The following is an 11,472-nucleotide window of genomic DNA, read 5'->3' on the forward strand; positions in this document are numbered from 1 at the left end:
TCGTCCTGGAGTCCGCGGTCCCGCCCGGCACCACCGAGGGGTTCCTGCGACCCCTCCTCGAAGAGGGCTCGGGCCTGGTCGCGGGCCGGGACTTCCACCTCGCCCACTCCCCCGGCCGCCTCGACCCCGGCAGCCGCCGCCACGCCTTCGCCGCGATCCCGAAGGTGATCGGCGGCCTCACCCCCGCCTGCACCGAATCGGCCGCCGCCTTCTACGGCCGGCTCACCGAGAAGGTCGTACGCGCCAGGGGCACCCGCGAGGCGGAGACGGTCAAGCTCCTCGAGACCACCTACCGGCTGGTCAACATCGCCCTCGTCAACGAGATGGCGATGTACTGCCACGACCTCGGCATCGATGTGTGGGACGTCATCCGCTGCGCCGAGACAAAGCCCTTCGGGTTCCAGGCCTTCCGCCCCGGCCCCGGGGTCGGCGGCCACGGCACCGCGGTGGAGACCCCCGGCCGCCCGCTGCGCACGGTGGAACTGGCCCAGGAGGTCAACGGCCGGATGCCCCGGTACGTCGTGCAGCGCTGCACCACACTCCTCAACGAGCACGGGAAATCGGCGCGGGGCGCCCGGGTCCTGCTCCTCGGCGTCACCTACAAGCCCGACCTCGCCGACCTCGAGGGCTCCCCCGCCCACGAGATCGCCGTACGGCTGATGGAACTGGGCGCCCACCTGAGCTACCACGACCCGCACGTGCCGCACTGGCGCGTCCTCGACCGGCCCGTCCCGCGCGCCGACTCCCTCTACGAGGCCGCCGCCAACGCCGACCTGACCGTCCTCCTGCAGCAGCACCGCACGTACGACCTGCAGAGCCTCGCCGTGAAGGCCCAGCTGCTGCTCGACACGCGCGGCGCCGGCCCGATCGGCGCCGCGCACCGCCTGTAGCCACTTCGCCGCGCACCGCCTCCAGCCCTCCGCCACGCCCGGACCGTGCCCCGGCCCCGCGGACGGCGCACTGCAGGTGTGCGGCGCCCGGCATGCGGAAGGGCCCGGACCGCCGCGCACAGCGGTCCGGGCCCTTCCGCGCCTGCGTCCAGCGCCCGCGCCGGCGCCAGGTTCAGCGCTTGTCGTGCTGCGAGGGAGCGACGGTCACCTCGACCCGCTGGAACTCCTTCAGCTCGCTGTAACCGGTGGTCGCCATCGAGCGGCGGAGTGCGCCGAAGAAGTTCATCGACCCGTCCGGGCTGTGCGAGGGACCGGTCAGGATCTCCTCCGTCGTCCCCACGACGCCCAGGTCCACCCGCTTGCCGCGCGGCACGTCCTCGTGCACGGCCTCCATGCCCCAGTGATGGCCCTTGCCCGGCGCGTCCGTGGCGCGCGCCAGCGGGGAGCCCATCATCACGGCGTCCGCACCGCAGGCGATGGCCTTGGGCAGGTCGCCCGACCAGCCCACGCCGCCGTCCGCGATGACGTGCACGTACCGGCCGCCGGACTCGTCCATGTAGTCACGGCGGGCCGCCGCGACATCGGCGACGGCGGTGGCCATCGGCACCTGGATGCCCAGCACGTTGCGGGTGGTGTGCGCGGCACCGCCGCCGAAGCCCACCAGCACGCCCGCGGCACCGGTCCGCATCAGGTGCAGGGCCGCGGTGTACGTGGCGCAGCCGCCGACGATCACGGGCACGTCGAGTTCGTAGATGAACTGCTTGAGGTTGAGCGGCTCGGCCGCCCCCGAGACGTGCTCCGCGGAGACCGTCGTACCGCGGATCACGAAGATGTCGACGCCCGCGTCGACGACCGCCTTGGAGAACTGCGCGGTGCGCTGCGGGGAGAGCGCGGCGGCCGTGACCACACCGGAGTCGCGCACCTCCTTGATGCGCTTCCCGATCAGCTCCTCCTTGATCGGCTCGGCGTAGATCTCCTGGAGGCGGCGGGTCGCGTCGTCGGAGTCCAGCTCGGCGATCTCGTCGAGGAGCGGCTGCGGGTCCTCGTACCGCGTCCACAGCCCTTCCAGGTTGAGGACGCCCAGGCCGCCGAGTTCTCCGATGCGGATGGCGGTGTGCGGGGAGACCACCGAGTCCATGGGAGCGGCGAGGAAGGGCAGCTCGAAACGGTAGGCGTCGATCTGCCAGGCGATCGAGACCTCCTTGGGGTCCCGGGTGCGGCGGCTCGGGACGATGGCGATGTCGTCGAACGCGTACGCCCGGCGGCCGCGCTTGCCCCGCCCGATCTCGATCTCAGTCACGTCTGGTGGCCTTTCCCTCTACGTCTGCCCGTCCAGTATCCCCGACGGACACGCGGAAGCCCGCGAGCCTCACGGCCTCGCGGGCTTCCTCCGGCGTGCGGGGCGTCCCGGCGGTCAGCGTCCGGTGTAGTTCGGCGCCTCGACGGTCATCTGGATGTCGTGCGGGTGGCTCTCCTTGAGCCCCGCCGAGGTGATGCGGACGAACCGGCCGCGTTCCTGCAGCTCGGGGACGGTCCTGCCGCCCACGTAGAACATCGACTGGCGCAGTCCGCCGACCAGCTGGTGGACGACCGAGGAGAGCGGCCCGCGGTACGGCACCTGACCCTCGATGCCCTCGGGCACCAGCTTCTCGTCGGAGGCGACGCCCTCCTGGAAGTAACGGTCCTTGGAGAAGGAGCGCTGGTCGCCGCGGGACTGCATGGCGCCGAGCGAACCCATGCCGCGGTACGACTTGAACTGCTTGCCGTTGATGAACTGGAGCTCGCCGGGGGACTCCTCGCAGCCCGCGAGCAGCGAGCCCAGCATCACCGTGTCGGCGCCGGCGACCAGGGCCTTGGCGATGTCTCCGCTGTACTGCAGGCCGCCGTCGCCGATGACCGGGACGCCCGCGGCCTTCGCGGCGAGCGCGGCCTCGTAGATGGCGCTGACCTGCGGGACGCCGATGCCGGCGACCACGCGCGTGGTGCAGATGGAGCCGGGACCGACACCCACCTTGACGGCGTCGGCGCCGGAGTCGATCAGCGCCTGCGCGCCGTCGCGGGTGGCGACGTTGCCGCCGACCACGTCCACGGAGGAGTTCGACTTGATTTTGGCGATCATGTCGCCGACCAGGCGGGAGTGGCCGTGCGCGGTGTCGACGACGATGAAGTCGACGCCGGCCTCGATCAGGGCCTGGGCGCGCTCGTAGGCATCGCCGGCGACGCCCACCGCGGCACCGACCAGCAGGCGGCCCTCCTTGTCCTTGGCGGCGTTCGGGTACTTCTCCGCCTTGGTGAAGTCCTTGACCGTGATGAGGCCCTTGATGATGCCCGTGTCGTCGACCAGCGGCAGCTTCTCGATCTTGTGGCGGCGCAGCAGCTCCATGGCGTCCACGCCGGAGATGCCGACCTTGCCCGTGACCAGCGGCATCGGCGTCATGACCTCGCGCACCTGGCGGCTGTGGTCGTTCTCGAAGGCCATGTCCCGGTTGGTGACGATGCCGAGGAGCTTGCCGTTCGCGTCGGTGACCGGGACGCCGCTGATACGGAACTTGGCGCACAGCCGGTCGGCGTCACCGAGCGTCGCGTCCGGGCGGATGGTGATCGGGTCGGTCACCATGCCCGACTCGGAGCGCTTGACCAGGTCGACCTGGTTGGCCTGGTCGGCGATGGAGAGGTTGCGGTGCAGCACTCCGACGCCGCCCTGGCGGGCCATGGCGATCGCCATCCGGGCCTCGGTGACCTTGTCCATGGCGGCGGACAGCAGGGGGACGTTGACGCGTACGTTGCGCGATACGAGCGAAGAGGTGTTGATCTCGTCGGGGGCCATGTCCGACGCGCCCGGCAGCAGCAGCACGTCGTCGTAGGTCAACCCCAGCGTGGCGAATTTGGCGGGGATCCCGTCGACGTTGTCGGTCATGACACCTTCCCAATGCTCTTGCCCCGGCGCGGACCCCCATGCTAACGGGATCCCCAGGCGTCTCATTCCACGATCGATGAGGCCCCTGTCACTTGTACGTTTGTACGGTGCGGGCCGTTCGAGCCCGGCCACCGATTCTCGAAGGACCCCTGTTCCTGGGTCCCGCGTCCCGGGTCCCGCTTCGGGTCCCGCACTTCGGCCCCCGCTTCGGGTACCGCGCTGTCCGGGCCCTCACCGTCCGGGCCCGGTCACCGGCTCACTGCTCCGCCAGCGCCCGCAGGCGGCTGAGCGCGCGGTGCTGCGCGACACGCACGGCGCCGGGCGACATCCCCAGCATCTGGCCGGTCTCCTCGGCCGTCAGCCCCACCGCGATCCGCAGCAGCAGCAGCTCGCGCTGGTGCTCGGGGAGGTTGGCGAGGAGCTTCTTGGCCCATTCGGCGTCGCTGCTGAGCAGCGCCCGTTCCTCGGGTCCGAGCGAGTCGTCGGGCCGCTCCGGCATCTCGTCGGAGGGGACCGCCGTACTGCCCGGGTGGCGCATGGCGGCCCGCTGGAGATCGGCCACCTTGTGCGCGGCGATGGCGAAGACGAAGGCCTCGAAGGGCCTGCCCGTGTCGCGGTAGCGCGGCAGGGCCAGCAGCACCGCGACGCAGACCTCCTGCGCCAGGTCCTCCACGAAGTGCCGCGCGTCGCCCGGCAGCCGGGAGAGCCTTGTGCGGCAGTAGCGCAGGGCGAGTGGATGGACGTGCGCCAGGAGGTCGTGCGTGGCACGGTCGTCGCCCTCGACGGCACGGTGAACGAGTGCACCGATCACCGTGGGCTCGTCGTTGCGCATCGGTCCATCGTGCCTCGCCGGGTCCGGTTCCGTCGCACCGTGTTCCCGGTTGTGCACCGAAGCGTTATGCACCGAGGGGTTGTGAGCAGGCGCGCCCGAAATCATGCCGTGCGCCCTCCCCTCACGCTCGTCCGACTCGTCCCCGAGGTACTCCACACCTCCAAGGATGCGGCATCGGCCGGGAAACGAGTATCGGCGCCTCCGCCGCCCCGCCCGCGCACGGCGGGCGGGGATCGTTCCGGGACCTATCGCACCAGGCCCCAGCGGAAGCCGAGCGCCACCGCGTGCGCACGGTCCGAGGCGCCGAGCTTCTTGAAGAGCCTCCTGGCGTGCGTCTTCACCGTGTCCTCCGAAAGGAACAGCTCACGGCCGATCTCCGCGTTCGAGCGGCCGTGACTCATGCCTTCGAGGACCTGGATCTCCCGCGCGGTGAGGGTGGGGGCCGCGCCCATGTCCGCCGAGCGCAGCCGGCGCGGGGCGAGCCGCCAGGTCGGGTCCGCCAGCGCCTGCGTGACGGTCGCGCGCAGCTCGGCGCGCGAGGCGTCCTTGTGCAGGTAGCCGCGGGCGCCCGCGGCTACCGCGAGCGCCACTCCGTCGAGGTCCTCGGCGACGGTCAGCATGATGATGCGGGCCCCGGGGTCGGCGGACAGCAGCCGGCGCACGGTCTCGACACCGCCGAGACCGGGCATGCGTACGTCCATCAGAATCAGGTCCGAACGGTCGGCGCCCCAGCGGCGGAGGACTTCCTCGCCGTTGGCCGCCGTGGTCACGCGCTCGACGCCGGGCACGGTCGCCACCGCGCGGCGGAGCGCCTCTCGGGCAAGCGGGGAATCGTCGCAGACGAGGACGGATGTCATGGCCGCCCTCCGCAGCTGATGCGCGTCACCTTGAGCCTCCAGGCTGGGTACGTATCGTCACCTGTGCGGTCGACAGCCTCGGACACACGCCCGAGAGCTTCCTGTTTCAACCGCCTCCGCACTCTCAACGACGGTCACTCGAAAGAGTTACGGGTCCGGCAGCCGACCTTCGGCACTCACGTGAGGGCACGGATACACGGCCGCCGCCGCAGTTCGGGGTCGAACTCGCCAGGGCAGCCTATGCCCCATTTAGCGGCTTTTCTTCCATTGCAAGGTGTCTGAGGCTAGATTCGCAATGAGTCATATTTAATGCTAGTTAGATGGTATGTGTACGGTCATGACCACTGCGTCCGCACCAGAAACGGTATGAGGGGTAAGCAATGGCAGATTTCTCCCGCCTTCCTGGACCCAACGCCGACCTGTGGGACTGGCAGCTCCTGGCCGCCTGCCGTGGGGTCGACAGCTCGCTCTTCTTTCACCCCGAGGGCGAACGCGGAGCGGCCAGGACGGCGCGCGAGACCTCGGCTAAAGAGGTGTGCATGCGCTGCCCGGTACGAGCCGAGTGCGCGGCCCACGCGCTCGCGGTGCGCGAGCCCTACGGAGTGTGGGGCGGACTCACGGAGGACGAGCGGGAAGAGCTGATGGGACGTGCCAGGCACCGGCTGGTGACCACGTCGCCCGCGGCCGTCGACAAACTGACGAGCTGAGGACTGGACGGACTCCGCCGGCCACCGATTGAAGAAACGATTCTGCGACCCGTCCCGGCACCGCCGGAGGCGGGCCGCACAGGTCTGGGCCCCCGATGGTTCTCAGCGCAGGGCGGCGTGCGCCAGCCGGTCGAGCACGGCGGCGACCGCGGGAACCCGGGCGAGGTCCGGCAGGGTGAGCGCGACCACCTCCCGCCGCACCTCGGGCTCCACCGCCACCGTCCGCACGGCCTTCGGCCGCACCGCCTCCAGCGCGAGCTCCGGCAGCACGGCCACGCCCAGACCGGCACCGACGAGGCCGATCACCGCCGGATAGTCGTCCGTGGCGAAGTCGATGCGCGGAGTGAAGCCGGCCGCCTCGCAGATCTCCACCAGATGGCGCCGGCAGCACGGACACCCGGCGATCCACGGCTCCCCGGCGAGTTCACCGATCCCGGCCCGGTCCGCCACCGCCAGCCGATGGCCCTCCGGTACGAGGCCCACGAGCCGGTCGGTGAGCAGCGGTCGGACCACCAGGTCCTCCCACTCGGCGAGCGGCGGCGCCCCGACGGCACCACTGGCATCACCCGCACCACCGGCACCCCCCGCACCACCGGCCCGCGGCGCGGCCGGGTATCGAAAGGCGAGCGCGATCTCGCACTCTCCCTCCCGCAGCATCTCCACCGAGCGCGGCGGCTCGGCGTCCACGAGGGAGACCCGGGTGCCGGGATGGTCCGCGCGCATCGCGGCGAGTGCGGCCGGTACAAGCGTCGAACTGCCGCTCGGGAATGACACCAGCCGCACCCGGCCCGCCCGCAGGCCGGCGATCGCGGCCACCTCCTCCTCGGCGGCGGTCAGCCCGGCGAGGATGCCCGCGGCATGCCGCACCAGGGCCTCACCGGCCTCGGTGAGCCGCATCTCGCGTCCGGTGCGGATCAGCAGCGGGGTGCCGACGGAGTGCTCCAGCGCCTTCATCTGCTGGCTGACGGCGGGCTGGGTGCAGCCCAGCTCCCTGGCGGCAGCGGAGAACGACCCGGTGGCGGCCACCGAGCGGAGCACACGCAGATGACGGGCTTCGATCACGCAGCCGAGTATAAGAGGCCCTTGGGGGCGGGCCGGAATCTCGGCTCGGTACTTTGACCTTGGTGTTAGCGTGACGTCCATGAGGCTTCTCTCCGTCAATCTGGGCGTCCCGAAAGCTGTCGACTACACGGACGCGCCGTCCGGCACCACCGGCATCGCCAAGCGGCCCGCCGAGGGCCCCGTGAAAGTGACCGCCCCCGGGCCGAAGGGTCTGGGCGGCAGCGGCCTGGCCGGGGACGCGGTGTGCGACCTGCGCCATCACGGCGGCAACGACCAGGCCGTGTACGCCTTCGCCCGCGAGGACCTCGACGACTGGGAGCGCGAGTTGGGACGCGAGTTCGCGAACGGCGACTTCGGGGAGAACCTCACCACCGCCGGGGTCGATGTGAGCGGCGCGAAGATCGGTGAGCGCTGGCGCATCGGATCCGGCCTCGTGCTCGAGGTGACGAGCGGCCGCATCCCGTGCCGGACCTTCGCGAGCCGGCTCGGCGAGCGCGGCTGGGTGAAGCGGTTCACGCGCAGGGCCGCGCCCGGGGCCTATCTCCGGGTCGTCGAGCCGGGCGAGATCAAGGCCGGTGACGTCATCGAGATCGTGCACAGGCCGGACCACGAAGTGACCGTGTCCTTCCAGTTCAGGTCCGCGACCACGGAGCGGGAGCTGCTGCCCCGGGTGCTCGCCGCGGGACCGGCGCTGCACGCCGAGGCCCTCGCCAACGCCCGCGAGTACGTCGCCAGGTACGGGTCCTGAGACCACCCCGCGTCCGGGCCCTTTGTCGCGGGGCCCTTCCGCGGGCCCCGTGTGCGGGCCCGCGGAAGGGCCCCATGGGCCCGGCCGGGGGCGGTTCGGGGGCCGGGCGTGGCCCTCGACGCGGCCCCGCCGCGGTGCCGGGATCGGGAAGGCCGTGGCCCCGGCGCCTGCGGCGGGCATTAACGTGCCGTTATGACGACTGCGCTGATTACAGGATCGACGGCGGGCATCGGAGCCGCGTTCGCGCGCCGGCTGGCCGCGGACGGACGCGATCTGGTACTGGTGGCCCGCGACACCGAGCGGCTGAACCAGCAGGCCACGGAACTGCACGACCGGCACGGCATCGAGGCGGAGGTACTGACCGCCGATCTCGCGACGGACGAGGGCATCGCCTCGGTCGAGGCCCGTCTGAGCGACCCCAAACGGCCGGTGGACCTGCTGGTCAACAACGCCGGGTTCGGCAACAAGGGCGCGTACCTCGACGTTCCGATGGTCGACGAGCTGAAGATGCTCAAGGTGCACTGCGAGGCGGTGCTCCGGCTGACCTCGGCGGCGACCGCGGCGATGCGCGAGCGCGGCAGGGGCGGGGTGATCAACGTGGCGTCGGTGGCCGCGTTCCTGCCGCGCGGCACCTACGGCGCCAGCAAGGCCTGGGTCGTGCAGTTCACCCAGGGTGCCGCGAAGGACCTGGCGGGCTCCGGTGTGCGGCTGATGGCGCTGTGCCCCGGCTTCGTCCGTACGGAGTTCCACGAGCGGGCCGGAATGGGCACCGACAACATCCCCAACTGGATGTGGCTCGACGCGGACAAGCTGGTCGCGGAGGCGCTGTCCGACATGGCGCGCGGCAAGTCGGTCTCGATCCCCGACCCGAGGTACAAGGTGCTGCTGGGCGCGGCGAAGGTGATCCCCCGCAACCTGCTGGGCGGCATCTCCTCCCGCACGGGGCGCAAGTACGGGCCCACGCGCTGAGGTCGGCGCGGGCGGGACGCGCAGAGGCGCGGCCACCCCGCCGGGGAGGTGACCGCGCCTCTTACGGGCTGCGGGAGCCGACGCCGCGGCGTCAGTGGGAGTGGCCGTGTCCGTGGCCCGCCTCGGCCGGCTCCTCCTCCTTCTTCTCCACCACGAGGGTCTCGGTGGTGAGCAGAAGGGAGGCGATGGAGGCGGCGTTCTCCAGGGCGGAGCGGGTGACCTTGACCGGGTCGATGACGCCGGCCTTCACCAGGTCGCCGTACTCGCCGGTCGCGGCGTTGAAGCCGTGGCCCTTGTCCAGCTCGGCCACCTTGGAGGTGATGACGTAGCCCTCGAGGCCGGCGTTCTCGGCGATCCAGCGCAGCGGCTCGACCGCGGCGCGGGCGACGACGGCGACACCGGTGGCCTCGTCGCCGGACTTGCCCAGCCCGCCGTCGAGCACCTTGACCGCGTGGACCAGGGCGGAGCCACCACCGGAGACGATGCCCTCCTCGACCGCGGCGCGGGTCGCGGAGATGGCGTCCTCCAGACGGTGCTTGCGCTCCTTGAGCTCCACCTCGGTGGCGGCGCCGACCTTGATCACGCACACGCCGCCGGCCAGCTTCGCGAGGCGCTCCTGGAGCTTCTCGCGGTCCCAGTCGGAGTCCGTGGTCTCGATCTCGGCCTTGATCTGGGCGACGCGGCCCGCGATGTCGGCGGCCTCGCCACCGCCGTCGACGATGGTCGTGTCGTCCTTGCTGACCGTGACGCGGCGGGCTGTGCCGAGCACGTCCAGGCCGACCTGGTCGATCTTGAGGCCGACCTCCTCGGCGACGACGACGCCGCCGGTGAGGGTGGCGATGTCACCGAGCATGGCCTTGCGGCGGTCGCCGAAGCCGGGGGCCTTCACCGCGACGGCGTTGAAGGTGCCGCGGATCTTGTTGACGACCAGCGTCGACAGGGCCTCGCCCTCGACGTCCTCGGCGATGATCAGCAGCGGCTTGCTGGAGCCGGCCTGGATGACCTTCTCGAGCAGCGGCAGCAGGTCCTGGATGGAGGAGATCTTGCCCTGGTGGATGAGGATGTACGGGTCCTCCAGGACGGCCTCCATGCGCTCCTGGTCCGTCACGAAGTACGGCGACAGGTAGCCCTTGTCGAAGGCCATGCCCTCGGTGAAGTCCAGCTCGAGACCGAAGGTGTTGGACTCCTCGACGGTGATGACACCGTCCTTGCCGACCTTGTCCATCGCCTCGGCGATGAGGTCGCCGACCTGCTTGTCCTGGGCGGACAGGGCGGCGACGGCCGCGATGTCGGCCTTCTCGTCGATCGGGCGGGCGGTCGCGAGCAGTTCGTCCGAGACGGCCTTGACCGCGGCGTCGATGCCCTTCTTCAGGGCGGCCGGGGAGGCGCCGGCGGCGACGTTGCGCAGGCCTTCGCGGACCAGCGCCTGGGCGAGCACGGTGGCGGTGGTGGTGCCGTCACCCGCGATGTCGTTGGTCTTGGTCGCCACCTCCTTCACCAGCTGCGCGCCGAGGTTCTCGTACGGGTCCTCGATCTCCACCTCGCGGGCGATGGTCACGCCGTCGTTGGTGATGGTCGGGGCGCCGAACTTCTTGTCGATGACGACGTTGCGGCCCTTGGGGCCGATCGTCACCTTGACCGTGTCGGCGAGCTTGTTGACGCCGCGTTCGAGGGCGCGACGGGCGTCCTCGTCGAACTTCAGGATCTTCGCCATGGAGCTTCAGGGTCCTCTCAAAACGAACTGCGCCCCGGGCGCCCGGCATGTCATGACGCGGGGCCAGGGGCGCAGATCAAAGAATTCTGGTGCGGAGTTCCCGGGGAAACGCCCCCGGACGCCCGACCTACTTCTCGACGATCGCGAGCACGTCGCGAGCCGAGAGAACGAGGTACTCCTCGCCGTTGTACTTCACCTCGGTGCCGCCGTACTTGCTGTAGAGAACGACATCGCCGACCTTCACGTCGAGTTCGATGCGCTTGCCGTCCTCGTAGCGGCCCGGGCCGGTGGCCAGGACGACGCCCTCCTGGGGCTTCTCCTTGGCAGTGTCAGGAATGACCAGGCCCGAAGCCGTGGTCTGCTCGGCGTCGAGCGGCTGGACCACAATGCGGTCCTCGAGCGGCTTGATGGCAACCTTGGAGCTGGCGGTCGTCACGATCCGACCTCCCCCTTCGGAGATCTCACGGGGTTAACTGTCTGAGGTGGCGACCAGGTGGATCCGTCGTCGCGGGTGCCGGACCTGCCCGTCGCGTGTGGTGCTGGCACTCCCACTGGGAGAGTGCCAGAGCTGAGACTATGACGCGGTTAGCACTCGGTCAAGCTGAGTGCCAATTCGCGTGATCCGGCGCGGCGGTTCCACCGGGTGCCGGATCCCGGGCGCCCGCCTCAGCCGTACGCCTGCCGGTGCAGGGCGCCTGCCGGTGCCGTGCCGTACGCCAGCCGGTGCCGTACGCCTGCCGGTGCCGTGCCGTACGCCAGCCGGTGCAGGGCGTCCC

At 70.9% G+C, this 11,472-nt stretch carries 11 protein-coding genes; 4 read left to right on the forward strand and 7 right to left on the reverse strand.

Features of this window, described 5'->3' with window-relative positions:
- The coding region (locus GUY61_RS27275; RefSeq protein ID WP_166632906.1) for a nucleotide sugar dehydrogenase at positions 1-890 on the forward strand (890 nt) is incomplete at its 5' end.
- Positions 891-1,062: 172 nt separating this feature from the next.
- Here GUY61_RS27275 and GUY61_RS27280 read toward each other — a convergent pair.
- From GUY61_RS27280 to GUY61_RS27295, 4 genes are all read right to left on the reverse strand, one after another.
- On the reverse strand, positions 1,063-2,190 hold the full coding sequence (locus GUY61_RS27280) for a GuaB3 family IMP dehydrogenase-related protein (RefSeq protein ID WP_166632907.1): 1,128 nt from the start codon (positions 2,188-2,190) through the stop codon (positions 1,063-1,065).
- A gap of 114 nt (positions 2,191-2,304) precedes the next feature.
- Positions 2,305-3,807: an IMP dehydrogenase gene (gene guaB / locus GUY61_RS27285; protein ID WP_166632908.1), complete on the reverse strand. Its 1,503-nt coding sequence runs from the start codon at positions 3,805-3,807 to the stop codon at positions 2,305-2,307.
- Between the two features lie 256 nt (positions 3,808-4,063).
- Positions 4,064-4,639 (reverse strand): sigma-70 family RNA polymerase sigma factor, encoded by a 576-nt coding sequence (locus tag GUY61_RS27290; RefSeq protein ID WP_166632909.1) that lies wholly within the window; start codon positions 4,637-4,639, stop codon positions 4,064-4,066.
- A 245-nt stretch (positions 4,640-4,884) separates the two neighbouring features.
- Positions 4,885-5,496, reverse strand: coding sequence for a response regulator transcription factor (locus GUY61_RS27295; protein ID WP_166632910.1), 612 nt, complete (start codon positions 5,494-5,496; stop codon positions 4,885-4,887).
- Between the two features lie 380 nt (positions 5,497-5,876).
- Here GUY61_RS27295 and GUY61_RS27300 point away from each other — a divergent pair, with 380 nt between their 5' ends.
- Positions 5,877-6,203: a WhiB family transcriptional regulator gene (locus GUY61_RS27300; RefSeq protein ID WP_166632911.1), complete on the forward strand. Its 327-nt coding sequence runs from the start codon at positions 5,877-5,879 to the stop codon at positions 6,201-6,203.
- A gap of 102 nt (positions 6,204-6,305) precedes the next feature.
- On the opposite strand, the gene GUY61_RS27305 is transcribed toward GUY61_RS27300, so the two are convergent.
- Positions 6,306-7,265 carry a LysR family transcriptional regulator gene (locus GUY61_RS27305; protein ID WP_166632912.1) on the reverse strand — a complete coding sequence of 320 codons (960 nt, stop codon included), beginning with the start codon at positions 7,263-7,265 and terminating at the stop codon, positions 6,306-6,308.
- Positions 7,266-7,344: 79 nt separating this feature from the next.
- On the opposite strand from GUY61_RS27305, the gene GUY61_RS27310 reads away from it, so the two are divergent.
- The gene (locus GUY61_RS27310; RefSeq protein ID WP_166632913.1) at positions 7,345-8,013 is read left to right on the forward strand and encodes an MOSC domain-containing protein; all 669 of its coding nucleotides are present in this window, start codon (positions 7,345-7,347) and stop codon (positions 8,011-8,013) included.
- Between the two features lie 192 nt (positions 8,014-8,205).
- Positions 8,206-8,982 carry an SDR family oxidoreductase gene (locus tag GUY61_RS27315; RefSeq protein WP_166632914.1) on the forward strand — a complete coding sequence of 259 codons (777 nt, stop codon included), beginning with the start codon at positions 8,206-8,208 and terminating at the stop codon, positions 8,980-8,982.
- A gap of 91 nt (positions 8,983-9,073) precedes the next feature.
- On the opposite strand, the gene groL is transcribed toward GUY61_RS27315, so the two are convergent.
- A complete protein-coding gene (groL, locus tag GUY61_RS27320; RefSeq protein ID WP_166632915.1) occupies positions 9,074-10,696 on the reverse strand; it encodes a chaperonin GroEL in 1,623 nt (540 codons plus the stop codon).
- Positions 10,697-10,823: 127 nt separating this feature from the next.
- Positions 10,824-11,132 carry a co-chaperone GroES gene (gene groES / locus GUY61_RS27325; protein WP_166632916.1) on the reverse strand — a complete coding sequence of 103 codons (309 nt, stop codon included), beginning with the start codon at positions 11,130-11,132 and terminating at the stop codon, positions 10,824-10,826.
- Positions 11,133-11,472 lie beyond the last annotated feature (340 nt).

Origin of the sequence: Streptomyces sp. GC420 (assembly GCF_009916105.1) — a bacterium.
In the GTDB taxonomy this organism is placed as follows: Bacteria; Actinomycetota; Actinomycetes; order Streptomycetales; family Streptomycetaceae; genus Streptomyces.

Coding starts and splice junctions, on each gene's coding strand:
- guaB (WP_166632908.1), bottom strand. CDS start 3,807: ATGACCGACAACGTCGACGGGATCCCCGCCAAATTCGCCACGCTGGGG.
- GUY61_RS27290 (WP_166632909.1), bottom strand. CDS start 4,639: ATGCGCAACGACGAGCCCACGGTGATCGGTGCACTCGTTCACCGTGCC.
- GUY61_RS27295 (WP_166632910.1), bottom strand. CDS start 5,496: ATGACATCCGTCCTCGTCTGCGACGATTCCCCGCTTGCCCGAGAGGCG.
- GUY61_RS27300 (WP_166632911.1), top strand. CDS start 5,877: ATGGCAGATTTCTCCCGCCTTCCTGGACCCAACGCCGACCTGTGGGAC.
- GUY61_RS27310 (WP_166632913.1), top strand. CDS start 7,345: ATGAGGCTTCTCTCCGTCAATCTGGGCGTCCCGAAAGCTGTCGACTAC.
- GUY61_RS27315 (WP_166632914.1), top strand. CDS start 8,206: ATGACGACTGCGCTGATTACAGGATCGACGGCGGGCATCGGAGCCGCG.
- groL (WP_166632915.1), bottom strand. CDS start 10,696: ATGGCGAAGATCCTGAAGTTCGACGAGGACGCCCGTCGCGCCCTCGAA.